This is a genomic window from Amycolatopsis sp. NPDC003676 (assembly GCF_053587275.1).
Genome location: NZ_JBSFNS010000010.1, coordinates 128,547 through 154,116 on the forward strand (window position 1 = coordinate 128,547; position 25,570 = coordinate 154,116).

General features: G+C 68.7%; 30 protein-coding genes. 21 read left to right on the forward strand and 9 right to left on the reverse strand.

Annotated elements, in window-relative coordinates:
• Window positions 1-17 precede the first annotated feature (17 nt).
• Window positions 18-782 carry a GntR family transcriptional regulator gene (locus ACWDNU_RS09160; RefSeq protein WP_449668404.1) on the reverse strand — a complete coding sequence of 255 codons (765 nt, stop codon included), beginning with the start codon at window positions 780-782 and terminating at the stop codon, window positions 18-20.
• Between the two features lie 88 nt (window positions 783-870).
• Between ACWDNU_RS09160 and iolC the strand changes: the two genes are divergently transcribed.
• The 5 genes from iolC to ACWDNU_RS09185 are packed head-to-tail and all read left to right on the forward strand — an operon-like array spanning window position 871 to window position 6,727.
• The gene (iolC, locus tag ACWDNU_RS09165) at window positions 871-1,818 is read left to right on the forward strand and encodes a 5-dehydro-2-deoxygluconokinase (RefSeq protein WP_449668405.1); all 948 of its coding nucleotides are present in this window, start codon (window positions 871-873) and stop codon (window positions 1,816-1,818) included.
• Window positions 1,815-2,681, forward strand: coding sequence for a Cgl0159 family (beta/alpha)8-fold protein (locus ACWDNU_RS09170; protein ID WP_449668406.1), 867 nt, complete (start codon window positions 1,815-1,817; stop codon window positions 2,679-2,681). Before iolC ends, ACWDNU_RS09170 begins: the two co-directional genes overlap by 4 nt.
• Window positions 2,678-3,484: a 5-deoxy-glucuronate isomerase gene (iolB, locus tag ACWDNU_RS09175; RefSeq protein WP_449668407.1), complete on the forward strand. Its 807-nt coding sequence runs from the start codon at window positions 2,678-2,680 to the stop codon at window positions 3,482-3,484. Before ACWDNU_RS09170 ends, iolB begins: the two co-directional genes overlap by 4 nt.
• Window positions 3,481-5,340: a 3D-(3,5/4)-trihydroxycyclohexane-1,2-dione acylhydrolase (decyclizing) gene (iolD, locus tag ACWDNU_RS09180; protein WP_449668408.1), complete on the forward strand. Its 1,860-nt coding sequence runs from the start codon at window positions 3,481-3,483 to the stop codon at window positions 5,338-5,340. Before iolB ends, iolD begins: the two co-directional genes overlap by 4 nt.
• Before the next feature lie 43 nt (window positions 5,341-5,383).
• Window positions 5,384-6,727 carry an MFS transporter gene (locus ACWDNU_RS09185; protein WP_449668409.1) on the forward strand — a complete coding sequence of 448 codons (1,344 nt, stop codon included), beginning with the start codon at window positions 5,384-5,386 and terminating at the stop codon, window positions 6,725-6,727.
• On the opposite strand, the gene ACWDNU_RS09190 is transcribed toward ACWDNU_RS09185, so the two are convergent.
• The 5 genes from ACWDNU_RS09190 to ACWDNU_RS09210 form a co-directional block, all read right to left on the reverse strand.
• Window positions 6,724-6,900: a hypothetical protein gene (locus ACWDNU_RS09190; protein WP_449668410.1), complete on the reverse strand. Its 177-nt coding sequence runs from the start codon at window positions 6,898-6,900 to the stop codon at window positions 6,724-6,726. The two genes, ACWDNU_RS09185 and ACWDNU_RS09190, sit on opposite strands and share 4 nt — an antisense overlap.
• Window positions 6,897-7,001, reverse strand: a complete 105-nt coding sequence (locus ACWDNU_RS09195) for an SDR family oxidoreductase (RefSeq protein ID WP_370938200.1) — start codon at window positions 6,999-7,001, stop codon at window positions 6,897-6,899. The genes ACWDNU_RS09190 and ACWDNU_RS09195 overlap by 4 nt, the downstream gene beginning before the upstream one ends.
• Window positions 7,002-7,107: 106 nt before the next feature.
• Window positions 7,108-7,815 carry an SDR family NAD(P)-dependent oxidoreductase gene (locus ACWDNU_RS09200; protein WP_449668411.1) on the reverse strand — a complete coding sequence of 236 codons (708 nt, stop codon included), beginning with the start codon at window positions 7,813-7,815 and terminating at the stop codon, window positions 7,108-7,110.
• Entirely contained in the window at window positions 7,812-8,690 is an 879-nt protein-coding gene (locus tag ACWDNU_RS09205) for a dihydrodipicolinate synthase family protein (RefSeq protein WP_370938202.1), read from the reverse strand. The genes ACWDNU_RS09200 and ACWDNU_RS09205 overlap by 4 nt, the downstream gene beginning before the upstream one ends.
• Before the next feature lie 4 nt (window positions 8,691-8,694).
• Complete coding sequence (locus ACWDNU_RS09210) at window positions 8,695-9,861, reverse strand: mandelate racemase/muconate lactonizing enzyme family protein (protein ID WP_449668412.1); 1,167 nt, start codon at window positions 9,859-9,861, stop codon at window positions 8,695-8,697.
• A gap of 89 nt (window positions 9,862-9,950) precedes the next feature.
• On the opposite strand from ACWDNU_RS09210, the gene ACWDNU_RS09215 reads away from it, so the two are divergent.
• The 14 genes from ACWDNU_RS09215 (at window position 9,951) to ACWDNU_RS09280 (ending at window position 21,506) form a co-directional block, all read left to right on the forward strand.
• A complete protein-coding gene (locus ACWDNU_RS09215; RefSeq protein WP_449668413.1) occupies window positions 9,951-10,754 on the forward strand; it encodes an IclR family transcriptional regulator in 804 nt (267 codons plus the stop codon).
• Window positions 10,755-10,910: 156 nt separating this feature from the next.
• Window positions 10,911-11,561 (forward strand): L-threonylcarbamoyladenylate synthase, encoded by a 651-nt coding sequence (locus tag ACWDNU_RS09220; protein WP_354743953.1) that lies wholly within the window; start codon window positions 10,911-10,913, stop codon window positions 11,559-11,561.
• A 91-nt stretch (window positions 11,562-11,652) separates the two neighbouring features.
• Window positions 11,653-12,810 carry a glycosyltransferase family 4 protein gene (locus tag ACWDNU_RS09225; RefSeq protein WP_370934640.1) on the forward strand — a complete coding sequence of 386 codons (1,158 nt, stop codon included), beginning with the start codon at window positions 11,653-11,655 and terminating at the stop codon, window positions 12,808-12,810.
• Between the two features lie 51 nt (window positions 12,811-12,861).
• Complete coding sequence (locus ACWDNU_RS09230) at window positions 12,862-13,353, forward strand: hypothetical protein (RefSeq protein WP_370934641.1); 492 nt, start codon at window positions 12,862-12,864, stop codon at window positions 13,351-13,353.
• A 381-nt stretch (window positions 13,354-13,734) separates the two neighbouring features.
• On the forward strand, window positions 13,735-14,520 hold the full coding sequence (gene atpB, locus ACWDNU_RS09235) for a F0F1 ATP synthase subunit A (protein WP_449668414.1): 786 nt from the start codon (window positions 13,735-13,737) through the stop codon (window positions 14,518-14,520).
• 58 nt (window positions 14,521-14,578) lie between these two features.
• Complete coding sequence (locus tag ACWDNU_RS09240; protein ID WP_037815373.1) at window positions 14,579-14,833, forward strand: ATP synthase subunit c family protein; 255 nt, start codon at window positions 14,579-14,581, stop codon at window positions 14,831-14,833.
• Between the two features lie 28 nt (window positions 14,834-14,861).
• Window positions 14,862-15,410 (forward strand): F0F1 ATP synthase subunit B, encoded by a 549-nt coding sequence (locus ACWDNU_RS09245; protein ID WP_370934643.1) that lies wholly within the window; start codon window positions 14,862-14,864, stop codon window positions 15,408-15,410.
• 6 nt (window positions 15,411-15,416) lie between these two features.
• Window positions 15,417-16,241: a F0F1 ATP synthase subunit delta gene (locus ACWDNU_RS09250; RefSeq protein WP_370934644.1), complete on the forward strand. Its 825-nt coding sequence runs from the start codon at window positions 15,417-15,419 to the stop codon at window positions 16,239-16,241.
• A gap of 54 nt (window positions 16,242-16,295) precedes the next feature.
• Entirely contained in the window at window positions 16,296-17,933 is a 1,638-nt protein-coding gene (gene atpA, locus ACWDNU_RS09255) for a F0F1 ATP synthase subunit alpha (RefSeq protein WP_370934645.1), read from the forward strand.
• Between the two features lie 11 nt (window positions 17,934-17,944).
• Window positions 17,945-18,883 (forward strand): F0F1 ATP synthase subunit gamma, encoded by a 939-nt coding sequence (locus ACWDNU_RS09260; protein WP_370934646.1) that lies wholly within the window; start codon window positions 17,945-17,947, stop codon window positions 18,881-18,883.
• The gene (gene atpD, locus ACWDNU_RS09265) at window positions 18,883-20,310 is read left to right on the forward strand and encodes a F0F1 ATP synthase subunit beta (RefSeq protein WP_370934647.1); all 1,428 of its coding nucleotides are present in this window, start codon (window positions 18,883-18,885) and stop codon (window positions 20,308-20,310) included. Before ACWDNU_RS09260 ends, atpD begins: the two co-directional genes overlap by 1 nt.
• Before the next feature lie 114 nt (window positions 20,311-20,424).
• Window positions 20,425-20,790, forward strand: a complete 366-nt coding sequence (locus ACWDNU_RS09270; protein ID WP_009082582.1) for a F0F1 ATP synthase subunit epsilon — start codon at window positions 20,425-20,427, stop codon at window positions 20,788-20,790.
• 27 nt (window positions 20,791-20,817) lie between these two features.
• On the forward strand, window positions 20,818-21,252 hold the full coding sequence (locus tag ACWDNU_RS09275) for a DUF2550 domain-containing protein (RefSeq protein ID WP_344271456.1): 435 nt from the start codon (window positions 20,818-20,820) through the stop codon (window positions 21,250-21,252).
• Window positions 21,253-21,335: 83 nt separating this feature from the next.
• The gene (locus ACWDNU_RS09280) at window positions 21,336-21,506 is read left to right on the forward strand and encodes a hypothetical protein (protein ID WP_370934648.1); all 171 of its coding nucleotides are present in this window, start codon (window positions 21,336-21,338) and stop codon (window positions 21,504-21,506) included.
• On the opposite strand, the gene ACWDNU_RS09285 is transcribed toward ACWDNU_RS09280, so the two are convergent.
• A complete protein-coding gene (locus ACWDNU_RS09285) occupies window positions 21,507-22,550 on the reverse strand; it encodes an alpha/beta fold hydrolase (protein WP_449668415.1) in 1,044 nt (347 codons plus the stop codon).
• A complete protein-coding gene (locus tag ACWDNU_RS09290) occupies window positions 22,532-23,098 on the reverse strand; it encodes a cob(I)yrinic acid a,c-diamide adenosyltransferase (RefSeq protein WP_370934650.1) in 567 nt (188 codons plus the stop codon). Before ACWDNU_RS09290 ends, ACWDNU_RS09285 begins: the two co-directional genes overlap by 19 nt.
• Before the next feature lie 61 nt (window positions 23,099-23,159).
• Between ACWDNU_RS09290 and murA the strand changes: the two genes are divergently transcribed.
• Window positions 23,160-24,434: a UDP-N-acetylglucosamine 1-carboxyvinyltransferase gene (gene murA, locus ACWDNU_RS09295; protein ID WP_370934651.1), complete on the forward strand. Its 1,275-nt coding sequence runs from the start codon at window positions 23,160-23,162 to the stop codon at window positions 24,432-24,434.
• A gap of 204 nt (window positions 24,435-24,638) precedes the next feature.
• Complete coding sequence (locus ACWDNU_RS09300) at window positions 24,639-24,875, forward strand: hypothetical protein (protein WP_449668416.1); 237 nt, start codon at window positions 24,639-24,641, stop codon at window positions 24,873-24,875.
• 10 nt (window positions 24,876-24,885) lie between these two features.
• On the opposite strand, the gene ACWDNU_RS09305 is transcribed toward ACWDNU_RS09300, so the two are convergent.
• On the reverse strand, window positions 24,886-25,476 hold the full coding sequence (locus ACWDNU_RS09305) for a TetR/AcrR family transcriptional regulator (protein ID WP_449668417.1): 591 nt from the start codon (window positions 25,474-25,476) through the stop codon (window positions 24,886-24,888).
• Window positions 25,477-25,570 lie beyond the last annotated feature (94 nt).

The following is a 25,570-nucleotide window of genomic DNA, read 5'->3' on the forward strand; positions in this document are numbered from 1 at the left end:
GTCCGCAGGGAAATCTTCTACTGCGGCCCGTGCGTCAGCGGCAGATTGAACGAATACCGCGACGCCCGGTAAACATGCCAGCCGTACTCGACCACCCGGCCCGTTTCGTCGTACGTCGTGCGCTGCATCGTCAGCAACGCCGCGCCGGGCGATTCGTCCAGCAGCTCCGCGTCTTCCTCGGTCGCCAGCCGCGCACCGATGCTCTGCTGCGCCGAATGCAGCCGGATCCCCGTCTGCCGCAGCAGTTGATAGAGCCCGTGGGAGCGCAATTCGTCGTCGCCGACGTCGAGAATCCCGTCCGGGAGGCAGTTGTTCATGATCGCCAGCGGTCCGCCTCCCGTGCAGCGGATCCGCTTCAACCGGCGCACTTGCTTCAGCTCGGGAGCCTCCAGCACAGCGGCGGTCTCGGCATCGGCGGGTTCGACCCGGTTGACCAGCACCTGCGACGACGGCGTTTCGCCCAGCCCGGCGAGGTCGTCGAACAGGCTGCTCAGGCGCAGCGGCCGGGCGACTTTCGTGCGCACCACCTGGGTGCCGACGCCGCGTTTGCGCACCAGCAGACCCTGGTTGACCAGCGACTGAATCGCCTGCCGCACGGTCGGCCTCGACAGCCGCAGCCCCGCCGCGAGGTCGAGTTCGTTGGCGAGCCGGGAGCCCGCGGGGAGGCGGCCGTCGTCGATCGCGGCGTGCAGCTGGCGCGCGACCTGGAAGTACAGCGGCTCGGGGCTCGCCGGGTCCACCGCGATCCCGCGGACCGGGTCCCAGGCCGGACTGGTGCTCATCACCGAAGCCTACCGCGTATGTCCATATGTCTTGACAAAGTCCTCGGCCACGGGGCACGGTCGGAGCACAGCCTGCGAGGAGGACGCGATGACCACGGGGTTCGACCTCGTCACGATGGGCCGGATCGGGGTGGACCTCTACCCGCTGCAGACCGGCGTCGGCCTGGAAGACGTCACCTCGTTCGGCAAATACCTCGGCGGCAGCGCGACCAACGTCGCGGTCGCGGCTGCCCGGTACGGCCGGCGCAGCGCGGTGATCACCAAAACCGGCGACGATCCGTTCGGCCGGTTCCTGCGTCGCGCGCTCGCGGGATACGGCGTGGCCGACCGGTTCGTCGGGACTTCGCCGCAGCTGCCGACGCCGGTGACGTTCTGCGAGGTTTTCCCGCCGGACGATTTCCCGCTCTACTTCTACCGTTTCCCGAAGGCTCCGGACCTCGACATCACGGCCGACGACCTGGATTTCGACGCGATCCGCTCGGCGGAAGTCTTCTGGGCGACGGTGACCGGGCTGTCCCAGGAGCCGAGCCGCTCGGCCACGCTCGCCGCACTGGAAGCCCGTGGCCGCAAGGGAATCACCGTGCTGGATCTCGACTACCGGCCGATGTTCTGGGAGTCCCGCGAGCAGGCGCGCGAATGGGTCGGCAAGGCGCTGGAACACGCGACGGTCGCGGTCGGCAACCTCGACGAATGCGATACCGCGGTGGCTGTGCGTGAACCGAGGGACGCAGCGAAAGCGTTACGAGACAAGGGTATCTCGCTCGCGGTGGTGAAGCAGGGACCGAAGGGCGTGCTCGCGGTGGACGACACCGGCGAGGTGGAGGTGCCGCCGGTTCCGGTGGAAGTGGTCAACGGTCTCGGCGCGGGCGACGCGTTCGGCGGTGCTTTGGTGCACGGGCTGTTGTCCGGCTGGGACATCGAGCGGATCATGCGGTTCGCGAACGCGGCGGGCGCGCACGTCGCCGGGGAACTCGCGTGCTCGGACGCGATGCCGACGGAAGACCAGGTGCTGCGCAGGCTCGAGGGAGCGGAATGAATACCGTCGAGAGGATCGTCGCCAAACGGGTGCACGATCCGGACGCGATCGCCGAGGCGGCCGCGAACCGGATACGGGCGAAATCGCCGTTCAACGACAAGGGCGCGGCGATGATCATCGCGGCCGATCATCCCGCGCGCGGGGCGAACGCGGTCGGCGCGGATCCGCTGGCGATGGCCGATCGCGGCGAGTTGCTGGAGCGGCTGTGTCTCGCGCTGGAACGCCCGGGCGTCACCGGCGTGCTCGCGACCCCGGACGTGATCGACGACCTGCTGCTGCTCGGCGTGCTCGACGGCAAGACCGTGCTCGGGTCGATGAACCGCACCGGGCTGGCCGGGTCGAGCTTCGAGATCGACGACCGGTTCGCCTGCTACGACGCGGAAACCATCGCCCGGATGCGGTTCGACGGCGGGAAGATGCTCACCCGGATCTGCCTGGACGACCCGGCGACGCCGAGCGTCCTGGAGAACACCGCGAAGGCCATCGACTCGCTCTCCGACCGGAAGCTGCTCGCGATGGTCGAGCCGTTCCTGTCCGGTTGGATCAACGGGAAAATCAAGAACGATCTCTCCCCCGAGGCAGTCATCCGGTCCATCACGATCGCGTCCGGACTCGGCCGTTCCTCGGCCTACACCTGGCTGAAGCTGCCGGTGGTCGCCGAGATGGAGCGCGTGCTGGCCGCCTCCACGCTGCCCGCCGTGCTGCTCGGCGGCGAAGTGACCGACCCGGACGCGGCGTTCGCGTCCTGGCAGGAGGCGCTGGCGTTGCCGACGGTGCAGGGTTTGGTGGTCGGACGGTCGCTGCTCTATCCGCACGACGGTGACGTGGCCAAGGCAGTCGATACGGCGGTGGGGTTGTTGTGAACCAGTTCAGCCTTGTCATCACGCCCGAATCAGCCGGATGGGGTTACTCCGGCCTGCGCATGCTGGAACTCGACGGCACCGAGACTTTCTCCACCGGCGACGCGGAAACGCTCGTGCTTCCGTTGTCCGGCAGCTGCACGGTGTCGGTCGACGGTGCGAAGTTCGAGCTGACCGGCCGTACCGGCGTTTTCGACGCGGTCACCGATTTCGCTTACCTGCCAAGGGACGCCGAAGCCACGCTCACCGGTCAAGGCCGATTCGCGTTACCGTCGGCGAAAACCTCGAAGCGGCTGCCCGCCCGCTACGGCCCGGCCTCGGGCGTGCCGACCGAACTGCGCGGCGCGGGAAACTGCAGCCGCCAGGTCAACAACTACTGCCTCCCGCACACCTTCGACGCCGACCAATTGCTCGTCTGCGAAGTCCTTACGCCGGGCGGGAACTGGTCGTCCTACCCGCCGCACAAGCACGACGAGGCGCGCGAGGGCGAAAGCGAACTGGAGGAGATCTACTACTTCGAGGTCGCTGGCGGCGGCATGGGCTACCAACGTGTTTACGGCACTGCCGAGCGCCCGATCGACATTCTGGAAGAGGTCCGCAGCGGCGACGTCGTGCTGATTCCGCACGGCTGGCACGGGCCGTCGATGGCCGCGCCCGGTTACGACCTGTACTACCTGAACGTGATGGCCGGTCCCGGACCCGAACGGGCGTGGCTGATCTGCGACGACCCGGCTCACGCGTGGGTGCGCCAGACTTGGGAATCCCAGGACGTCGACCCGCGGCTGCCCTTCGGAGGCGCACGATGAGGCTGACCACCGCGCAAGCCCTGGTGCGTTTCCTCGCCAACCAGTACTCCGAGCGCGACGGCATCGAACACCGGCTGATTCCGGGCTGCTTCGGGATTTTCGGGCACGGCAACGTCGCCGGGCTGGGCCAAGCCCTGCTGCAGGCCGCGCACTCCGGCGAGCTCCCCTACTACCTCGCCCGCAACGAGCAAGGCCAGGTGCACGCCGCGACCGCGTTCGCGAAAATGCGCAACCGGCTCCAGACGTTCGCCTGCACCGCGTCCACCGGTCCCGGCTCCACGAACATGATCACCGGAGCCGCGCTGGCCACCACGAACCGGCTCCCCGTACTGCTGCTGCCGAGCGACGTTTTCGCGGGCCGGGTTCCGGATCCGGTGCTGCAGCAGCTGGAGGATCCGCGCTACGGCGACGTCTCGGTGAACGACGCCTTCCGCCCGGTCTCGAAGTACTTCGACCGGATCACCCGGCCCGAACAACTGATCCCAGCCGCTCTCGCCGCGATGCGCGTGCTGACCGATCCGGTGGAAACCGGGGCCGTCACGCTCGCGCTGCCGCAAGACGTGCAGGCCGAAGCCTACGATTGGCCGGAGGACTTCTTCCGCCGCCGCGTCTGGCACGTCGACCGTCCGGTACCTGCTCCGGAAGCCTTGGCCCGTGCCGCAGAGCTGCTGCGTTCGGCGAAAGCGCCGCTGATCGTCGCGGGTGGCGGCGTCGTGTACTCCGAGGCTTGGCCGGAGCTGCGCGCGTTCGCCTCGGCGACCGGGATCCCCGTGGCGGACACCCATGCGGGCAAGGGCGCGGTGCCGTGGGACCACCCGTGCGCGGTCGGCGGTCTCGGCTCCACCGGCACTTCCGCCGCGAACGCCCTGGCCGCGGAAGCCGACGTCGTCCTGGGAATCGGCACCCGGTACAGCGACTTCACCACCGCTTCGCACACCGTCTTCGGCAACCCGGACGTGCGGTTCGTGAACCTCAACGCCGCCCGGTTCGACGCCGCGAAACACTCCGCCGAGATGGTGGTCGCCGACGCCCGGCGCGGCCTGGAAGCCTTGACGGCCGCGCTGTCCGGCTGGCAGGTCTCCGACGCCTACCGCGCGCGGACCCGACAACTTGCCGACGAGTGGAACCGCGCCGCCGACGCCTGCTTCGACCTCGGGCACGCTCCCCTGCCCGCGCAAACAGAGATCCTCGGTGCGCTGAACCGCTCGCTCGACGACAGCGACGTCGTGATCAACGCCGCCGGTTCCATGCCCGGCGACCTGCAGATGCTGTGGCGGGCGAGAGATCCCAAGGCGTACCACGTGGAATACGCGTACTCCTGCATGGGATACGAGATCGCCGCGGGCGTCGGGGTGAAGCTGGCCGCGCCGGACCGCGAGGTCGTGGTGCTGGTCGGCGACGGCTCGTATCTGATGATGGCGCAGGAACTCGTCACGCTGATCGCCGAACGGCTCAAGGTGATCATCGTGCTGGTACAGAATCATGGGTTCGCGTCGATCGGGTCGCTGTCGGAATCGCTGGGCTCACAACGGTTCGGCACCTCCTACCGGTATCGCGCCGAGAACGGCTTGCTGGAGGACGACGTCCTTCCGGTCGACCTCGCGGCCAATGCGGCGAGCCTCGGTGCGACGGTGCTTCGTGCGTCCACTGTGGACGAGTTCCGAGCGGCGTTGAAGCAGGCCAAGGCGAATTCGGTGACGACAGTGGTGCACGTGGAGACGGATCCGCTCGCGCCCAACCCGCCGGGCTCGGCGTGGTGGGAGGTACCGGTGAGCGAAGTGTCCGATTTAGCCTCCACACAAGCGGCGTACGAGACTTACGCCGAAGAGAAGCGGAACCAACGGCACTACCTCTGACCCTTCGGCCCACACCGAACGATTCCCGGGTCACCCTTGTCTCGTGACCGCAACAAACTCCGCACGCAAGCAACGACTGGCACTGATCGCGCTCTGCCTGCCGTTCTTCATCGTCCAGCTCGACGCGACCGTGGTGAACGTCGCTGTCGAAGCGATCCGGCGCGACCTCGGCGGCGGCCTAGGCGGTGAGCAATGGGTGATCGCGAGCTACACCATCGCGCTGGCCGCGGGCATGCTCACCGCGGGCTCGCTCGGCGACCGCTACGGCTCGCGGCGGGTGTGCGTGCTGGGGACCGTCGTGTTCGGGGTCGGGTCCGCGCTGTGTTCGATCGCCCCGACCATCTCGGTGTTGATCCTCTCGCGGACGCTGCAGGGCATCGGCGCGGCTGCGTTGCTGCCGTGTTCGCTCGCGCTGATCGTCCGGCAATTCCCCGAACCGCGAGCGCGGGCGCACGCGCTCGGCCTGTGGGGCGGCATCGCGGCCATCGGACTCGCGACCGGCCCGGTGGCGGGCGGCGTGCTCATCGCACTGGTCGACTGGCGCGCGATCTTCTGGGTCAACGTCCCGGTCGCCGCGCTCGCCATCGCGCTGACCTGCCGTTATGTCGTCGAGTCGCCGCAGCGCAACCGCCGCCTCGATCCGTACGGGCTCGTCCTCGGCACCGTCGCCCTGTCCGCGCTCGCCGGCGGGCTGATCCAGGTCGGCCGGTCCGGCTGGGCGGTGCCGCTGATCGCCGTCGGTTTGCTGACCGGACTCGCGTTCCTCCTGGTCGAGCGCCGACGACGCGATCCGATGCTGCCGTTGGCGATTTTCTCGTCCCGCCCGTTCTCCGCCGCGAGCACCGCCGGGCTGCTCTTCAACTTCTGCCTCTACGGCACCCTGCTCTGCCTGTCGCTGTTCCTCCAAGGCCCGCTCCACCAGTCTGCCTACGCAACCGGCATGCTGACGCTCCCGCTCACCATCGCGATCGGCATCGGAGCCACCGCCAGCGGACGGCTCACCGCGCGCTTCGGCCCTCGCGTCCCGATGCTGATCGGCTTCAGCCTCGCCGGTCTCGGCGCGATCCTGCTGGTGGCGGCCGATTCCGTGCCAATGGCGGTGACGGGCGGCGTGGTGCTGTGCTGCTGCTCGATCGCGATGCCCGCGATGACGTCGGTCGCGATGTCGACACCGCCCGAGGAGCACACCGGGCTCGCCAGCGGAGTCCTGAACACCGCCCGGCAGACCGGAGGCGCGCTCGGAACCGCGGTGCTCGGCACGCTGCTCACCGCGGGCTCGACGATGTCGATGAGCGTCCCGATGACCGTCGTCGCCCTCGGCTACGCGGCGGCGGTCGGCTGCACCCTGCTGGCGACCCGGCGACGAGAACTGGCCGCCGCCCGCTAATCCGGCAGAAACCGCGCCCGCAAGTCCGGCCGCAGGAACGCCGCGGGGGACGCGACCGACAACCCGCCGTCCACACGTAACACCACGCCCGTCACAAACAACGCCAGGAACTCGACCACGTCCGCCACCTCGCGAGGAGTCCCGGTGCGGCCCAGCGGATAGCCCTCGGTCACCCCGGGCAGGCGGTCGCGCCGATCATCCCCGGGGCGACCGCATTCACCCGGACACCACGCGGACCATACTCAAGCGCCAGCTGCCGCGCCAAACCGTTCACTGACGATGTCGATGAGCGTCCCGATGACCGTCGTCGCCCTCGGCTACGCGGCGGCGGTCGGCTGCACCCTGCTGGCGACCCGACGACGAGAACTGGCCGCCGCCCGCTAATCCGGCAGAAACCGCGCCCGCAGATCCGGCCGCAGGAACGCCGCGGGGGACGCGACCGACAACCCGCCATCCACCGGCAACACCACTCCCGTCACAAACGACGCCCGGCCGGACGCCAGGAACTCGACCACGTCCGCCACCTCACGAGGAGTCCCGGTGCGACCCAGCGGATAGCCCTCGGCCACTCCCGGCAGGCCGGTCCCGCCGATCATCCCCGGCGCGACCGCATTCACCCGGATACCGCGCGGGCCGTACTCGAGCGCCAGCTGCCGCACCAAACCATCCACTCCGGACTTCGCTGCCGCATAACCCGGCAGTCCGGGCGCGGCCAGGAATCCGTTCACCGAGGTCACCGCGACGATCGACCCGCCCGGCGGCATCACCCGCAGCGCCGCGCGGGCCGGGTAGAACGCCGCGTCCAGAGTGTTGGAGATCGCGGAATGCCACTGGGCGTCAGTGGTGTCGGCGGCCGCTGCAACTGGCTGCGCGGCGGCGGCCAAGACCAGGACATCCACGGTCCCGGCGTGCTGGATAATCGCGTCCGCACCATCCGAAGTGGACGCATCGGCGACGACGAAATCCGCATACGCCGGGTGGTTCGCCGCCGCCAAGCCCGCGCCGGTCACGCGGTCCCCGGCGAACGCTTCGGCGATGGCGATCCCGATCTCCGACCCGCCGCCGATGACGACGACCGACCGGCTCACCACGCCAGCTCGTCGAGGATCTCGTTCAACGCCTTCCCGGTCACAGCATCCAACGGCCGGGCGGGCAGCCGCACGGTCGCCGAAGCGATGATCCCCCGCCGCACCAGGATTTCCTTGTGCACGGCCCACGCTTGCCCCGGCCGCACGCCCAGGTGGATCAGCGGGAGCAGCCGCGCGAACCCGGCGCGTGCGTCGGATCGGCGTCCGGCAGCGAGATCGTCCAGGACCACTCGCAACACGTCGGTGAACTCGCAAGCGGGCATGGTCCCGACGGCACCGTTGTCGTACTCCTCGATCAGCGCCTGCGCGTTCTGCCCGCCCAGCACGGCGATCCCGAAATCGCGCACCGCGGCGACCTTGACCGGCGTCGGCGGCGACTCGACCTTGATCGACGTGATGCCCTCGACCCCGGCCAGCGCGGCCACCGCCGCCGGATCGATCGACACTCCGGTGACGCCGGGAGCGTCCTGGATCATCACCGGCAGGTCCGCGCGGGCGGCGACCTCGGAGAAGAATTCCACGACCTGCCCCGGGCCGGGCTTCACCAGGAACGGCGGCAGGACCATGATCTGGTCGGCCCCGCCGTCCGCGGCGAGTTGCGCCTGTTCCAGCGCCGGAGCGATCCCAGTCCCGTTCACTCCCGCGACGACCGGAACCCCCGGACCGGTCACCGCGCGTACCTCGCGCAGAATCAATTCGCGCTCCGAAGTGGACAGAGCGAAACCCTCGCTGGCCATGCCGAAGACGGCAACCCCGTCAGCGCCCGCCGACAGCTCGAATTCGACCAGCGAGCGCAGCGACGGCACATCGAGCGATCCGTCCGGAGCGAACGGGGTGGCCAGGATGGGAATGAGCCCGATCGGCGGGTTCGACACAGCTTCAGTTCTCCTTCGCAAGCGTAGCAACCAAATCAGCATCGACGTCGATGCCCAGCCCCGGCCCGTCCGGCACCGCGAAGCCGGTCGGGCCCGCGGTCAACGGGGTGCGCAGGATGCTTTGCGCCACCGGAATCGTGTCGGGCTGGTACTCGAAGTACGGGGTATCCGCACTCGCCGCGGACACGTGGATCCCGGCCGCCAGCGAGACACCGAGGCCGACAGAATGGTGACAGACAACAGGAACGTGACAAGCCGAAGCAAGTTCCACAATGGACATTGCCTCGGTGATGCCAGTGCGCGCGACGTCCGGTTGAGCCAGCCGCAGCGCGCGGCGGCCTAGCCAGTCGGCGAATTCGTAGCGGTTGCGCATCGCCTCGCCGACCGCGACCGGCGTCGTGATGCGCGAGGCCAGTTCGCGGTGCCCGTCGACGTCCTCGGGCACCAGCGGCGCTTCGAAGAACAACGCACCTCGCCGGTCCAGTTCGCGACCCAGCTCGACGGCCTCGCCGATCCGGTACGCCCAGTGCGCGTCGAGCGCGATCTTCATCTCCGGCGCGGACGCGGCGACCGCGTCGAAGGTCGCCAAGTCAGCTTCGATTCCCTTGCCAGCAGCCAACTTTACCCGAGTGGCACCCTGGCTGGCCCAGTCCGCGGCGAGGGCGGCACGCTCCTCGTCGGTGGAGCGGGCGAGGCCGGAGATATACACCTCGACGTGGTCCCGGTGGGCGCCTCCGAGCAACTGCGCGACCGACTGCCCGGTCAGCTTGCCGTAGAGATCCCACAGCGCGATGTCGACGGCGGCGAGGGCATCGGCCTGATGTCCGACGAGGTGGCCGCGTTCCCGCATCAGGTCGCGCAGTCCGTGCCAGAGCGGGCGCGGTCCGGTCAGCTCACGGCCGCGCAGCCAACCAGCCAGGAGCCGGTCGACGACCGTCGCGACAACCTCCGGGCCGACGGGAGCGAGCGCCTCGCCCCATCCGGTCGTGCCGTCGTCCGCGGTGATCTTCACCAGCATCGTCTCGAACCGGCCGGAGTAGAGGCTGCGCCACGGCTCGCGCACCACGTAACCCTCGTCCGCGCCCAGTTCGCTGCCGTCCTCCAGAGCGCCGAGATACGCCCGTCGACCAGCGGGTTTGAGCACGTAGGTCGTGACGTCGGCAATGCGCATGCAGCCCTCCAACACCAGTGTTCAGGAAGTCGACTCCAACTTTTGCACGCCACTTGCGAAATATGCAACTACTACCCATACTCAGGACCATGGTTTCCGAGACCGGTGGCAATCAAAGCGTCGAGCGAGCCTCGGCGGTGCTTCGCGCCTTCACCCCCGGCCGCCCCGCACTGCGCGTGTCCGATGTGGCCGCGGAGGTCGGGCTGGGCGTGTCCACCACCTCGCGGCTGCTCGCGACCCTCGAAGCGGCCGAGCTGGTGCAGCGCGATCCGGTGAGCCAGCTGTACGAGCTGGGTCCGGCGGTGCTGACCATGGCGGGCATCGCGCTCAACAACAATCCGATCTACCGGCAGGCCCGCCCGGTCGCCCAGCGGCTGGCCTGGGAGCTCGGGCTGGGCGCGAACGTCGCGGTGCGGCGCGGCTCGTCGCTGTTCTACCTGCTGAACGTCGAAGGCCAGTTGGCCCAGAAGTCGTTTTCTCTGATGGGGCAGCTCAATCCGTTGCACGCCACCGGCATGGGCAAGAGCCTGCTGCTCGACACCACCGCCGAGCAGCGAGCCGAACTGCTCGGCGCCGAACCGCTGCCCGGGTTCACTTCGCACACTCACACCACCCTCGACGCTCTCGGCGCCGACCTGACCGCGGCCGCCGGGCGCGGCTACACCACCGAGATCGAGGAACTCGCGCTGGGCCGGGCCTGCATCGCCGCCCCGGTGCGCGACCACACCGGCGAGATCGCCGCCGCGATTTCGCTGTCCGGCGCGCTTTCCGCCATCGCACTGGACGAACGCGAGGCCGAACTCGGCGCGCTCGTCGTCGAAGCGGCCGACACGGTCAGCATCGGGCTCGGCTACCTCGGCCCGGCCCACACTCCCTCCCCCGTCCGTCCGTGAAGGGCTCCTTGAGGGAATCTGATTCCCTCAAGGAGCCCTTCACGGATCTCCGCACCGCGTGCCAAGCCCGCCCCCTCGCCGGAGCCAGGCCACTCCGGCCCCATCCCGCCTCGGGGCGCTCCGAACCCCTCCGCGCCGGGGGATAGGCTGCCCGTCATGAGTGCGGTCTACGACTGCGGCAAGCGCGAATCCCGAGCCGAAGGCCTGTCCGCGGCGGCTGCCGCGGTGCGGTCGAGCCGGCTGGTCGTCCTGCCGACGGACACGGTGTACGGCATTGGCGCCGACGCGTTCGACTCCGGCGCCGTCCAGGCGTTGCTGCGGGCGAAGAACCGCGGCCCGGACATGCCGGTCGGCGTTCTCGTCGGTTCCTGGTCCACTGTGGACGGTCTGGTGCTCGGCGTTCCGCCGCAGGCGCGCGCGCTCATCGAGGCGTTCTGGCCCGGCGACCTGTCGATCGTCCTGCCGCACGCGCCGAGTCTGCAGTGGAATCTCGGCAATTCGCGCGGCACGGTGATGCTGCGGATGCCGCTGCACCCGGTCGCGCTGGAGCTGCTGCGCGACGTCGGCCCGATGGCGGTGTCGAGCGCGAACGTCTCCGGCCGTCCGCCCGCCTCGACCGCCGAGGAAGCCCAGGAGCAGCTCGGCGATTCGGTGTCGGTGTACCTCGACGGCGGGTCGAGCGGGGAAGCGGTGGCCTCGTCCATCGTGGACCTGACTGGCGACAAGCCGGTGGTGCTGCGCGAGGGCGCGGTCACGAAGGCCGCCATCGCCGAGGTGATCGGCGTCGCTGAGGAGACGCTGGACTGAGCCGGGCAAGTGACTGCCGTTCACCGGGGCCGCACGCGGGCGCGGTAGCGTGGCGCGGTGACTCCGACCTCCCGGCGGGCGTGACGCGGTCATGCCTGTAGTCCAAGGACTTCTCCCGATCCGGGAGTACCTGCTCGTCGCGCTGACCGCGACCGCGGTGACCTATCTGCTGACCGGCGTCGTGCGGCGCGTGGCCATCCGGATCGGCGCGATCGCCAACCCCCGCGCGCGCGACGTGCACGTCAAGCCGATCCCGCGGATGGGCGGCGTCGGCATCTACCTCGGGATCGCCGCGGCGATGGGTCTCGCGCACCAGCTTCCCGCGCTCAGCCACGGTTTCGACGTCTCCTACGACGCGGTCGGCGTGCTGCTCGCGGCGGGCGTCATCTCGCTCATCGGCATCCTGGACGACCGGTTCGAGCTCGACGCGTGGACGAAGCTCGCCGGACAGGTCATGTGCGCCGGGATCCTCGTCATCTTCGGCGTGCAGTGGGTGTCGTTCTGGGTGCCGTGGGGCGGAAACGGCGATTCCATCGGCTCGGTGCTGGTGCTGGACAAGAACCAGGGCGCGCTGCTGACGGTCGTCATGGTCGTCGTCATGGTCAACGCGATGAACTTCGTCGACGGCCTCGACGGGCTGGCCGGCGGGCTCGGCTTCATCGCCGCGACGGCCACCTGCGTGTTCTCCCTCGGCCTGCTCGACAACGCGGGCGGCGACTTCGGCTCGTACCCGCCCGCGCTCATCGCCGCCGCGCTCGCCGGAGCATGTCTTGGTTTCCTCCCGTACAACTTCCAGCCCGCCAAAATTTTCATGGGCGACTCCGGATCGATGATGATCGGCCTGATGCTCGCCGGAGCCACCACCTCGGCGAGCGGACGAGTCAACTACACCCGGTTCTCCGCCTCGGACGCGCTGGCCCTGCTGTCCCCGCTGGTGGTCGTCGTCGCGGTGCTTTTCGTGCCGGTGCTCGACCTCGTGATGGCCGTCGTCCGGCGCACGCGGCGCGGGCAGAGCCCGTTCGCCGCCGACAAAATGCATCTGCACCACCGGTTGCTGGAAATCGGCCATTCGCAACGGCGCGCGGTGCTGCTGATCTATTTGTGGGCCGGAATTCTCTCTTTCGGCGCGGTCTCCATCACGATTTTCGACAGCCCGGTCGTGTTCTGGGCGATTGGCGCCGCATTGGTGATGGCGGTGCTCGTTTCACTGGTGCCGAGGCTGCGTTCCCGGCACCGCCACGGCGTCTGACCCGGCGGGCGGTCTATACTGGCGGGTCGAACCGAACGAGGAGCGAATGCAGTGAGCGACACCGAGACGCCCGAGACGACGCCCGAGACGTCCCAGGCCGCGGCTCAGGCCAAAGCTCCGGAGAACCCGCACGCCGCTCCGGTGCGCCAGCTCGCGCGTTCGATGACGCGGGCCTCGCTCCTGTTCACCCCGCCGTTCATCCTGGTCTGCATTGTTCTTTTCACCGTCCTCAACGGACTGCACGGCTTCCTCGGGGCGCTGGTCGGCGGCGTGCTGGCGATGGTCGCCTCGCTCTCCACACTGGGCATGATGAAGGTATCCGCCGGACAGGACCCGTCGCTGGTGATGCTCATCGCGCTCGGCGGTTACGCGGCGAAGGTCATCCTGCTGTTCCTCGCGCTCACTCTGCTCAAGGGCGTCACCGTGCTGCACCCGCTTTCGCTCGGGATCACGATGATCGTCGCCATTCTCGTGGCCGCCGCCGTGGAGTTCGCGACATTCCGCAAAGCGCGTATCCCGACCATCATTCCCGCCTCGAATTGACGGATTCGGGACAAGGGTCCCGGCCGGATTCGGGACCTAGGTCCTGGACCGTTCGGCTGGTTAGGAGTACGCCTGTACGGCAGTGATTGACCTGCTGGTATGGTCCGCGTCATGGGTGGCGGCTCGGCCGCGCACTCCCGACGACGAACCGCGATCAGCAGTGTGGCGACCGGATGGTTCCGCCTCTCTCACCTGGTCCGAAGTAGACCGCAGGGCAGTGTTCACGCGAGACATCCCTCGTGCGCAGACCGGCAAGCCGGCTCCGCACACGGTGGGTACCGCCGCCTCCGGCGTCCCGATGCGTATCGGGTACGTTAAGTCCAGATCGTGACGATTCCCCCGGCGGAGTGAACGCCGGCCGGGAGAACCGGGAGGAGCCCAGTGGCCGCGCTGGTACTGACCGAGGGTGCGACCTTCGCGCCCCCTGGCGCCGAAAGCTTTGAGCTGCCGCCGTTGTTCGGCTTCGTCACGAAGCCGATGCTCCTGGTGGTGCTCTCGGTGATCATCATCGCGGGGTACTTCCTGCTGGCGACGCGCAAGCTGAAAGTCGTTCCGACCAAAGGCCAGTTCGTGGCCGAGGGCATCTACGACTTCGCGCGCAACAACATCGCCCGCGAGCAGATCGGCTCGAAAGACTTCCAGCGCTTCGTGCCGGTGATCTTCGCGTTGTTCACCTTCATCTTGATCAACAACCTCTACGGGGTCATCCCGTTCCTGCAGTTCCCCACCATGGCGCGGTTCGGGTTCCCGATCGCGTTGTCGGTGCTCGTGGTTTACCCGATGTACCACTACGTCGGGATCAAGAAGCACGGGCTCGGCGGGTACTTCAAGAAGGAACTCGCGCCCGCCGGCGTCCCCGGCCCGGTGCTCCCGCTGTACGCACTGATCGAGTTCGCGGAAAAGTTCTTCCTGAACCCGCTCACGCTCGCCATCCGTGTTTTCGCGGCCATGTTCGCGGGACACCTGATCCTGGCGGTCTTCACCCTCGGCGGTTCCTTCCTGCTGACCGAGACCTCGAGCATCGCGCTGAAGCCGGTGTCGCTGGTGGCATGGATCTTCGCCATCGGCCTGACGTTCCTGGAGGCGTTCATCCAGTGCCTCCAGGCGTACATCTTCGCCCTGCTGTCCGCGGGGTACATCGGCGCCGCGCTGGCGTCGGAGCACTGAGAACACCTAAAGACCCCGATCCGCGTGAGTGCGCGGACCGAAGTGAAGGGAAACGCACGTGAGCAACATCGTTCTGGCCCAGCAGGCCGCCGAAGCCGTCAGCATCAACAAGGGCCTCGCCGCGATCGGCTACGGCCTGGGCGCGATCGGCCCCGGCATCGGTGTGGGCCTGATCTTCGCCGCGGTGATCAACGGCACCGCGCGTCAGCCGGAGGCCCAGAGCAAGCTGCAGGGCATCGGTTACGCCACCTTCGTGCTCACCGAGGTGCTGGCCCTGATCGGTATCGTCATCTACTTCATCGCCTCCGCCTGAGTCGTCCGCTCTCGCGTAAGGAGACGTTGTGCTGAAGACCGAAGCGGTGCTCGCATCAGAGAACCCGATCGTTCCGGCGTGGCCGGAAGTGATCCTCGGCATCGTCGCCTTCCTGATCCTGCTGTTCATCCTCAAGAAGTACGTCGTCCCTCGTTTCGAGAAGGCGTACGAGGAGCGGGCGCAGAAGATCGAAGGCGGGATCGAGAAGGCCGAGAAGGCTCAGGCAGAGGCCGAGAAGGCGCTGTCGGAGTACAAGGCGCAGCTGGCGGACGCCCGTTCCGAAGCCGCGAAGATCCGCGACGACGCCCGGCTCGAAGCCGAGCAGATCAAGGCGGAACTGCGGGAGCAGGCGGAGTCCGAATCCCAGCGGATCGTGGCGCAGGGCCACGCCCAGCTGCAGGCGCAGAAGGCGCAGATCGTCGCCGAGCTGCGGGCCGAAATGGGCCGCAACGCGGTCGAGCTGGCCGGCCGCATCGTCGGCGAGTCGCTCGAGGACGAGGCGCGCCGTCGCGGCACCGTCGACCGGTTCCTCGCGGAGCTGGACACCGCCGGGGCCACTAACGGAGCGGGGAAGTAACCAGAGATGACGCTGCATGCTGCGAGCCGTGAAGCGCTCGACCTCGCCGAGCGCACGCTCGGCGAGGTGCTGGCCGGAGCGGGCGCTGACCCCGCGAAGGCCGGGGACGAGCTGCTCTCGGTCGTCGACCTCCTTGACCGCGAAATCGGCCTGCGCCGCGCGGTCGGCGATTCTTCGGTCGCGCCGGAGAGCCGCCAGGGCCTGGTCCGCCGCCTGTTCGACGGAAAGCTGAGCGAGCAGGCCCTGAAGGTGCTCGACACCGTGGCGGGCAGCCGCTGGTCCAGTCCCCGCGAGCTGGTGGACGGGCTCGAATCGATCGGCCGTTCGGCGCTGCTCACCGCCGCCGAAAAGGCCGGGAACGTCGAAACCGTCGAGTCTCAGCTGTTCCAGGTCGCGCGGATCGTCGCGGGCGCCCCGGAACTCGAGGCGGCGCTGTCCGACCTGACCGCTCCCGCGGAAGCGAAGCGGACCCTGGTCCGCGGGCTGTTCGCGGGCAAGGTCGACGCGGTCGTCGAGACCCTGGTCGAGCAGGCCGTGCAGCGCGCCAAGGGGCGCGGCATCGGCAACGCGCTCGACAAGCTGGTCGCGCTGGCCGCCGAGCGGCGCGAGCGCTCGGTCGCGTACGTGACCTCGGCGAACGCGCTCACCGACGAGCAGCGGGCCCTTCTCGGGACCAAGCTCGACGGCATCTACGGGCGGCCGATCGCGCTGCACGTCGAAATCGACCCGGCACTCGGCGGCGGCCTCGTCGTCCGCGTCGGGGACGAGGTCATCGACGGCAGCACCTCCGGGCAGCTGGCGGCCGCGCGCCGCACGCTGAGCCGGGCCTGAGCGGCACAACAGACTTTGCACACTGGACAGAAGAGAAGCGAGAGCGGGAACGAAATGGCGGAGCTGACGATCTCCTCGGACGAGATCGCCCACGCGATCGAGAATTACGTCTCGAGTTACGCCCCTTCCGTGGAGCGGGAAGAGGTCGGCGTCGTCGCCGACGCCGGTGACGGCATCGCCCACGTCGAAGGGCTGCCCTCGGCCATGGCCAACGAGCTGCTCGAGTTCCCGGGCGGCGTGCTTGGCGTGGCACTGAACCTGGACGCGCGCTCCATCGGCGCCGCGATCCTCGGCGACTTCGAGAGCATCGAAGAAGGCCAGCAGGTCAAGCGGACCGGCCAGGTCCTCTCGGTGCCGGTCGGCGACGGCTACCTCGGCCGGGTCGTCAACCCGCTCGGCCAGGCCATCGACGGCCTCGGCGAGATCGAGACCACCGGCCGCCGCGCGCTGGAGCTGAAGGCCGCCTCGGTGGTCGAGCGCCAGCCGGTGTCCGAGCCGCTGCAGACGGGCATCACCGCGATCGACGCGATGACCCCGATCGGCCGCGGCCAGCGCCAGCTGATCATCGGCGACCGCAAGACCGGCAAGACCGCGGTCGCGGTGGACACGATCATCAACCAGAAGGCCAACTGGGAGACCGGCGACCCGAGCAAGCAGGTTCGCTGCATCTACGTCGCGGTCGGCCAGAAGGGCTCCACGATCGCCTCGGTGAAGACGGCGCTCGAGGACGCGGGCGCGATGGAGTACACCACCATCGTCGCGGCCCCGGCCTCGGACTCGGCCGGCTTCAAGTGGATCGCCCCCTACACCGGCTCGGCCATCGGCCAGCACTGGATGTACGAGGGCAAGCACGTCCTCATCGTGTTCGACGACCTGACCAAGCAGGCCGACGCCTACCGCGCGATCTCGCTGCTGCTGCGCCGCCCGCCGGGCCGCGAGGCGTTCCCCGGCGACGTCTTCTACTTGCACTCCCGTCTCCTCGAGCGCTGCGCGAAGCTCTCGGACGAGCTGGGCGCGGGCTCGCTGACCGGGCTGCCGATCATCGAGACCAAGGCCAACGACGTGTCGGCCTACATCCCGACGAACGTCATCTCGATCACCGACGGCCAGTGCTTCTTCCAGTCGGACCTCTTCAACGCCGGCCAGCGCCCGGCCATCGACGTGGGCATCTCGGTGTCCCGCGTGGGTGGCGCCGCGCAGGTCAAGGCGATGAAGAACGTCGCGGGCTCGCTCCGCATCGACCTGTCCCAGTACCGCGAGCTGGAGGCGTTCGCCGCCTTCGCCTCGGACCTGGACGACGCGTCGAAGGCGCAGCTTGAGCGCGGTGCCCGGCTGTACGAGGTGCTGAAGCAGCCGCAGTACTCCCCGGTTCCGGTCGAGGAGCAGGTCGCCACGGTGTACCTGGGCACGAACGGCTACTTCGACTCGGTCCCGACCGAGGACGTGCGCCGCTTCAACCTCGAGTTCCTCGACTCGGCGCGGCGCAAGCACGCCGAGGTGCTGGGCGCGATCCGCGACACCGGCAAGTTCGAGGACGACACCCGCGACGCGCTGATCGCGGCGGTGAACGAGTTCAAGAAGGAGTTCACCACCTCCGAGGGCAAGCCGCTCGAGTCGAACGCCGACGCGATGGCCGCCGAGAAGGTCGGGCAGGAGACCGTCAAGGTCAACAAGCCCGCCCCGAAGAAGTGAGCTGGTAGCCCATGGCCGCACAACTCCGGGAGCTTCGCTCGCGCATCAAGGCGACGAAGTCGATCGGCAAGATCACCAAGGCGATGGAACTCATCGCCACCGCGCGCATCACCAAGGCGCGCGCGAAGGTCGCCGCTTCCCGGCCGTACGCGGACGAGATCACCAAGGTGCTCTCGGCGCTGGCCGGCGCGGCGGCCAACCTCGACCACCCGCTCCTGGTCGAGCGCCCGAACCCGAAGCGCGCCGCCGTCCTGGTCGTCACCAGTGACAAGGGCCAGTGCGGCGGTTACAACTCCAACGTGCTGAAGGCGACCGAAGAACTGCTTGCCCTCCTCAAGTCCGAGGGCAAGGACGTCGACGTCTACACCACCGGCAGCAAGGGCCTGAACTACTACCGGTTCCGCAACCGCGCGGTGGCCGGCAGCTGGACCGGCTTCTCCGACCAGCCGGGCTACCCGGACGCGGTCGCGGCGGCCGAGACGCTGGTGCAGTCCTTCAACGCGGGTGTCGATGACGCTTCGGGCAATGCGGACGGCATCACGGGCGTGGACGAGATCCACGTCGTCTACACCGAGTTCGTGTCGATGCTGACGCAGCGCCCGGTCGCCAAGCGGGTCGCTCCGCTGGAGGTCGAGTACTCCGACGGCGAGGACGAGAAGCCGGCCGGTCTGCTGCCGAGCTACGAGTTCGAGCCGAGCGCGGACAAGCTGCTCTCCGCGCTGCTGCCGAAGTACATCAACACCCGGCTGTACTCGGCGCTGCTCGAATCCGCAGCGTCCGAACTGGCCGCCCGCCGTACGGCGATGAAGGCCGCGTCGGACAACGCGAACGAACTGGTGAACACGCTGACGCGGGAGGCGAACCAGGCCCGGCAGGCGCAGATCACCCAGGAGATCTCCGAAATCGTCGGTGGCGCGAACGCGCTCACCGCAGCAGGAAGTGATGACTGATGACCAGTACTGAAGCCCCGCGCGCCAAGGGGCGCATCGTCTCGGTGACCGGGCCGGTCGTCGACGTCGAGTTCCCGCGCGGTTCCGTTCCCGACCAGTTCAACGCGCTCAAGGTCGACATCGAGTTCGAGCAGCTGCGCAAGACGGTGACCCTCGAGGTCGCCGCGCACCTCGGCGACAACCTGGTGCGCACGATTTCGCTGCAGCCGCAGGACGGTCTCGTCCGCGGTGCCGAGGTCACCGACACCGGCAAGCCGATCACCGTCCCGGTGGGCGACAAGGTCAAGGGCCACGTCTACAACGCGCTCGGCGAGTGCCTCGACGAGCCCGGCTACGGCGAGGACCTCGAGCGCTGGGGCATCCACCGCAACCCGCCGCCGTTCGACCAGCTCGAGGGCAAGACGGAGATGCTGGAGACCGGCCTGAAGGTCGTCGACCTGCTGACCCCGTACGTGCAGGGCGGCAAGATCGGCCTGTTCGGCGGCGCGGGCGTGGGCAAGACGGTGCTGATCAAGGAAATGATCACCCGTGTCGCCCGGAACTTCGGCGGTACGTCGGTGTTCGCCGGCGTCGGCGAGCGCACCCGTGAGGGCAACGACCTCTTCCTGGAGATGTCCGAGGACGGCGTCATCAACGACACCGCCCTCGTGTTCGGCCAGATGGACGAGCCGCCGGGCACGCGTATGCGCGTCGCGCTGTCGGCGCTGACCATGGCGGAGTACTTCCGCGACGTCCAGAACCAGGACGTGCTGCTGTTCATCGACAACATCTTCCGGTTCACCCAGGCCGGTTCCGAGGTGTCGACCCTGCTGGGCCGCATGCCTTCGGCCGTGGGCTACCAGCCGACGCTGGCGGACGAGATGGGCCAGCTGCAGGAGCGGATCACCTCGACCCGAGGCCGTTCGATCACCTCGATGCAGGCGATCTACGTGCCCGCGGACGACTACACCGACCCGGCCCCGGCGACGACGTTCGCCCACCTGGACGCCACCACCGAGCTTTCCCGGTCGGTGTTCCAGAAGGGCATCTTCCCGGCGGTGGACCCGCTGGCGTCGACGTCGACGATCCTCGACCCGGCGATCGTCGGCGAGGACCACTACCGCGTCGCCTCCGAGGTCATCCGGATCCTGCAGAAGTACAAGGAGCTGCAGGACATCATCGCGATCCTCGGCATGGACGAGCTTTCCGAAGAGGACAAGCTCACCGTGCAGCGGGCGCGCCGGATCGAGCGCTTCCTGTCCCAGAACATGCTGGTGGCCGAGGCCTTCACGCAGATCCCGGGCTCCACGGTGCCGCTGTCGGAGACCATCGAGTCGTTCGACCGCATCACCAAGGGCGACTTCGACCACTACCCGGAGCAGGCGTTCCTGGGCATTGGCGGGCTCGAGGACCTCGAGAAGAAGTACCACGAGATCACCGGCAAGTGAGTGCGTGAGACCGGCGGGGGCACTGTCCATTGTGGACATCGGCCCCCGCCGTTCTCGTAACCGAAGCAAGACCTATTACACTCGGTGGTGACACCCCGAGCGAAGGAGTGCTACGTGGCTGAGATGTCCGTGGAGCTGGTTGCCGTCGAGCGCCGGCTCTGGTCGGGTACCGCCACCTTCGTGGTGGCGCAGACCACCGAGGGCGAGATCGGCATCATGCCCGGACACGAGCCGGTGCTGGGCCAGCTCGTCGAGGGTGGCGTGGTGAAGGTGAACACGACGGACGGCGACGTGCTGACCGCCGCGGTGCACGGCGGATTCCTGTCCGTCACCGCGACCGGGGTGAGCGTGCTCGCGGAGAGCGCCGAGCTGTCCGACGAAATCGACGTGGCCGCCGCGAAGGCAGCCCTCAGCACCGGCGACGAGGCCGAGCGGACGAGGGCCACGGCCCAGCTCCGCGCGGCTGGACAATCGGTCTGAGCGGACTAGACGGGCAGGAGCCGGGCCGTGCAGATCGCTGTGGTGGTGCTAGCGCTCCTGATCGTGCTTGTCGTCGTGGTCGGCTGGTACGGCCAGCGGTGGATCCGGATGCGCCGCGGCGGCGGCGTCAGCGTGGCGCTGCGGTGGCGTCCGGACAGTCCCCGTTCGAGCTGGCATCTCGGCCTCGGCCGGTACGAAGGCGAGAAGTTCGTCTGGTACCGGGTGTGGAGCCTGCGCACCGGCCCGGATCGCGTTTTCCAGCGGGAAAGCATGCAGATCGCGGACCGGCGGGACCCGTCCGGTTCCGAGGCGTACGCGGTGCCTGAGGGATCGACGGTGCTGCGCTGCGAGTCCTCGGACCAGGAAGCGATCGAGATCGCGATGGGGCCGGGTGCGCTGACCGGATTCCTGTCGTGGCTCGAATCGGCTCCGCCGGGGCGACGGCTGCCGCGAGCTTCGTGAGTTTTTCCGGCCGGGCCTGCCCATTGCGGCGGGCCCGGTTTTTGTTTCTCGTGCAGCGGGTTTTCCGGCGCTACCCTAGGTGCATGGACGCCCGAGAACGGGAAGACCGCGCTCGCCGGTGGCAGACCTTGCCGAAGCCGGTGCGGCTCGAGGACCTCACGGTGGCCCAGGCTGTCGAGCCGGGCCGCGATTCGACCTGGGACGTCGACTACGAGCGGTACTGGGCCGCTCAGGAAGCCAGCTGGGCCCGGTAGTCAGAGCCGGGCGGTGACGGCGCGGACAAGCTCGGCGAACCGCGCCGGTTTCTCTCCGTGCACGTTGTGGCCGCTGTCCACCCGGACGACCTCGACGTCGTTGATCAGTGAGGCGATCTGCCGCGCGTCGTCCGCGTCGATCGCGCCTTGCAGGACGCCGTCCTCGCCGTATTTCCAGTTGGCGTGGACGAGGATCGTTGGCGCTTCGATCTTGCGCAGGGTCGCCTCGTGGTCGAAGCCTTCGTCCCAGGCGCCGGTGTAGAAGGCGTCGCCGAAACGCGGGTCGTAGTGCTCGACCGCGCGCTGCATGTCGTTCCAGCTCGGCGGCATGAAGAACAGCGTGATCGGCCGGTTTGGATGCTTCTCGCGCCGCTTGAGCCCGGACCGCACGATCCGGGCCGCGCCGTCGCCGAAGAAGTCCCACAGCTTCTGGTGCTCGAAGAGGTATGCGCCCCAGTCGGATTCGCCGGATCGCAGATACGTGTGGCAGGCCGTGGCGAGGTCGACCCAGTTCCAGGTTTTCTCGGCCCGCGGCAGCAGGGTGGCGAACAGCGGCGGGTCTTCCAGCACCAGCGCGCGGACCAGGTCCGGCCGGTTCCCGGCGAGCCAGGCCGCCAGCTGGCCGCCCGAGGAATGCCCGGATACGACGACCCGTTTCCCGATGATCTCCTCGACGAACCGGGCCAGATCAGCCCCGATCGCGGCTGCGGTGTACTTCTCCGGCGCCCGGGCGGAGTGGCCGTGCCCGTGGACGTCGACCGCGTAGACCGTGAAGTCCCGCGCCAGCTCCGGCAGCACGCGTGCGTAACTCTGCCAGTCGACGGCCTGGCCATGGATCAGCAGCAGCGCGGGCTTTGCACCGGCCGGACCCTGCGCGTAATGGAGCTTCGAACCGTTGACCACCGCGTCGTGTTCGGTGAATCCGGCACGCCGCGTGCGGGCCATCGCCCAGCCGTACGTCTTGAGGTTGCGGACCGCCCAACCGCCGGCGGCGAGGCCTGCCGCGGCGGGAACGGAGGCCGCGATCAGCCGCCCGGCTGCCACAGCACGTCGCCTTCCGGATTGGCCAGCCGGGCGAGGATGAACAGCAGGTCCGAGAGCCGGTTCAGGTACTTGGCCGCGATCGGGTTGGACGTGTCCGGTTCGGCCTCCATCAGCGCCCACGCCGACCGCTCCGCGCGGCGGGAGACGGTGCGCGCCTGGTGCAGGAACGCCGCGCCCGGGGTGCCGCCCGGGAGGATGAAAGACGTGAGTTTCGGCAGCCGTTCGTTGAAGTCGTCGCACCAGCCTTCGAGCCGCTCCAGGTACGCCTCGGTGATGCGCAGCGGCTCGTAGGGCGGGTCCTCCTGGATCGGGAGGCACAAATCCGCGCCGACGTCGAACAGGTCGTTCTGGATCCGGCGCAGCACGTCCGCGATCTCGTCGGTGAGCCCGCCGAGGGCGATCGCCAGGCCGAGGACGGAATTGGCCTCGTCGGTGTCGGCGTAGGCGGACAGCCGGGCGGAAGTCTTCGGGACCCGGGAACCGTCGCCGAGCGCGGTCGTGCCGCTGTCGCCGACCTTCGTGTAGACCCGGTTGATACGAACCACCATACGTTCGACTCTACCGGCCCGGGTTCGGGCAAAACTGGGCGAGAGGGCATGATTGGCGGCCATGAGCGAGCACTTCGACGTGCATGGCGGAGCCCGGCTGGTCGGCGAGGTCGACGTGGTCGGCGCCAAGAACAGCGTGCTGAAACTGATGGCCGCGGCACTGCTGGCCGAAGGCACCACGACCATCACGAACTGCCCGCAGATCCTGGACGTCCCGCTGATGGGCGACGTCCTGCGCAGTGTCGGCTGCGAGGTGGAGATCGAGGGCGACACGGCGCGCATCACCACGCCCAAGGAGCTGTCGCACCGCGCCGATTCGGCGGCGATGGGCAAGCTGCGCGCGTCGGTGTGCGTGCTGGGCCCGCTGGTCGGCCGCCTGAAGCAGGCGGTCGTCGCGCTGCCCGGCGGCGACGCGATCGGCCAGCGCCCGCTGGACATGCACCAGAACGGCCTCCGCAAGCTGGGCGCGACGAGCACCATCGAGCACGGGTGTGTCGTCGCGAAGGCCGAAACGCTGGTCGGCACCCAGATCTGGCTGGACTTCCCGAGCGTCGGCGCGACCGAGAACATCCTGATGGCGGCCGTGCTGGCCGAGGGCACGACGGTGATCGACAACGCCGCCCGCGAACCGGAAATCGCCGACATCTGCACGATGCTGACCGAAATGGGCGCGAAGATCGAGGGCGCGGGCACCTCGACGCTGACCGTCCACGGCGTCGAAGCACTGAACCCGACCGAACACCGCGTCATCGGCGACCGCATCGTAGGCGCGACCTGGGCGTTCGCCGCCGCGATGACCCGCGGCGACCTGACCGTGCGCGGCGTGAACCCGCACCACCTCGACCTGGTCCTGGACAAACTGCGCCTGGCCGGCGCGGAGGTCACCACCTACGACGACAAGGGCTTCCGAGTCGTCCAGCCGGAACGCCCGAAGGCGGTCGACTGGGTGACCCTGCCATACCCCGGTTTCGCCACCGACCTGCAGCCGTTCGCGGTCGCGCTGTCGGCGGTGTCCGAGGGCACCTCGATGATCACGGAAAACGTGTACGAGGCCCGGTTCCGCTTCATCGAGGAAATGATCCGGCTGTCCGGCGACGCGCGTACCGACGGCCACCACGCGGTGGTCCGCGGTGTGGAGAAGCTGTCGAGCGCGCCGGTGTGGGCGTCGGACATCCGTGCCGGAGCCGGGCTGGTGCTGGCCGGGCTGTGCGCCGATGGGGTGACGGAGGTGTGGGACGTGTTCCACATCGACCGCGGGTACCCGCATTTCGTCGAGAACTTGAATCGGCTGGGTGCCCGGATCGACCGGGTTGCCGGGGAGCCGGAGCGGGCTTGAGCGGTGGCTGCACCGCGGCTGATTACGCGGAGTGGGACGAAGAACGCTGCCGAGGGGTATGGCTCAGTTCGTGATCGGCCAGCACGGTCGCGAACGCAGCAGAGAATCATTCGGCGGCTGTCCTGCGGACTCGAATCAGCCCGCGGCAGCGACCTCGCCGACGCAGTGCTCCGGCCGGAGCACTGCCGCCTCGTCGTCGAGGTGATGTCGCCAGGCTCGATCACTGTCGACCAAATCGACAAGCCCGCCGAGTACGCCGCTGCCGGAATCCCGCAGTTCTGGCGGATCGAGAACACGACCGACGAGGTCGGCGGGCTCACTGTCTTCTGCTACCGGCTCGACGCGACTACTCATTCCTACGTGCCGACCGGCGCACACCAGGGCACTATCCGGGTCGCCACTCCGGTCGAGGTGTCAGTGGAGCTGACAACCCTGCTCTGAGCGGCGGCGGCTACCTGCTCAGCGCACGCACCACCAGGTCCGTAACCTGATCCAAATACCCTTCCTCCGCCGGGATCCCGCGCACGATCAGCCGCCAGTAAACGATCCCCGCGCCCATGTCCAAAGCCATCTCGATGTCCGTGTCCGCCGGGATCTCCCCGCGCTCGATCGCCCTGGTGAACACCGCCTGGTTGATGGCCCGCCGCGGTCCGCCGATTGCTTCGCGGGCGAATTCGGCCATTGCCGGGTTTTGGCGGGCTTCCGCGATCAGCCCGGGGAAAATCCGCGAGAACCGCGGGTGCGTGATCCATCCGTAAAGCGCTTCCAGGGTGGCCCGGATATCGCCGCGCAGGCTGCCGGTGTCCGGGTCCACCGCGCGCGCCAGGCTGAATTCCGCGATGACCGCGCCGATCATTTCGTCTTTCGACCGCCAGCGCCGATATAGCGCGCTTTTCCCGACCCCCGCGCGTTTCGAGACCGCTTCCATCGACAGCCTTCCGAAGCCGTGATCGGCCAGCTCGTCAATCACGGCTTCGGTGATGGCGTAGGTGACGTCGGGCTGCAGCAGGGCAGCTCCGGTCGGCGTCCGGCGGGTCGTCATGCCAAGGAGCATAGCGTGTGGACGAGACGGTCCCGTCCCGTGTACGTTGGCGTCGAGACGGGACCGTCTCGTCCGTTCCTGAGGAGGGGGTTCG

Excerpts from the sequence above, each read along its gene's own strand:
- ACWDNU_RS09160 (WP_449668404.1), bottom strand. The coding sequence starts at position 782 with ATGAGCACCAGTCCGGCCTGGGACCCGGTCCGCGGGATCGCGGTGGAC.
- iolC (WP_449668405.1), top strand. The coding sequence starts at position 871 with ATGACCACGGGGTTCGACCTCGTCACGATGGGCCGGATCGGGGTGGAC.
- ACWDNU_RS09170 (WP_449668406.1), top strand. The coding sequence starts at position 1,815 with ATGAATACCGTCGAGAGGATCGTCGCCAAACGGGTGCACGATCCGGAC.
- iolD (WP_449668408.1), top strand. The coding sequence starts at position 3,481 with ATGAGGCTGACCACCGCGCAAGCCCTGGTGCGTTTCCTCGCCAACCAG.
- ACWDNU_RS09210 (WP_449668412.1), bottom strand. The coding sequence starts at position 9,861 with ATGCGCATTGCCGACGTCACGACCTACGTGCTCAAACCCGCTGGTCGA.
- ACWDNU_RS09215 (WP_449668413.1), top strand. The coding sequence starts at position 9,951 with ATGGTTTCCGAGACCGGTGGCAATCAAAGCGTCGAGCGAGCCTCGGCG.
- ACWDNU_RS09220 (WP_354743953.1), top strand. The coding sequence starts at position 10,911 with ATGAGTGCGGTCTACGACTGCGGCAAGCGCGAATCCCGAGCCGAAGGC.
- ACWDNU_RS09225 (WP_370934640.1), top strand. The coding sequence starts at position 11,653 with ATGCCTGTAGTCCAAGGACTTCTCCCGATCCGGGAGTACCTGCTCGTC.
- ACWDNU_RS09250 (WP_370934644.1), top strand. The coding sequence starts at position 15,417 with ATGACGCTGCATGCTGCGAGCCGTGAAGCGCTCGACCTCGCCGAGCGC.
- atpA (WP_370934645.1), top strand. The coding sequence starts at position 16,296 with ATGGCGGAGCTGACGATCTCCTCGGACGAGATCGCCCACGCGATCGAG.
- ACWDNU_RS09260 (WP_370934646.1), top strand. The coding sequence starts at position 17,945 with ATGGCCGCACAACTCCGGGAGCTTCGCTCGCGCATCAAGGCGACGAAG.
- atpD (WP_370934647.1), top strand. The coding sequence starts at position 18,883 with ATGACCAGTACTGAAGCCCCGCGCGCCAAGGGGCGCATCGTCTCGGTG.
- ACWDNU_RS09280 (WP_370934648.1), top strand. The coding sequence starts at position 21,336 with ATGGACGCCCGAGAACGGGAAGACCGCGCTCGCCGGTGGCAGACCTTG.
- ACWDNU_RS09290 (WP_370934650.1), bottom strand. The coding sequence starts at position 23,098 with ATGGTGGTTCGTATCAACCGGGTCTACACGAAGGTCGGCGACAGCGGC.
- murA (WP_370934651.1), top strand. The coding sequence starts at position 23,160 with ATGAGCGAGCACTTCGACGTGCATGGCGGAGCCCGGCTGGTCGGCGAG.
- ACWDNU_RS09300 (WP_449668416.1), top strand. The coding sequence starts at position 24,639 with ATGTCGCCAGGCTCGATCACTGTCGACCAAATCGACAAGCCCGCCGAG.
- ACWDNU_RS09305 (WP_449668417.1), bottom strand. The coding sequence starts at position 25,476 with ATGACGACCCGCCGGACGCCGACCGGAGCTGCCCTGCTGCAGCCCGAC.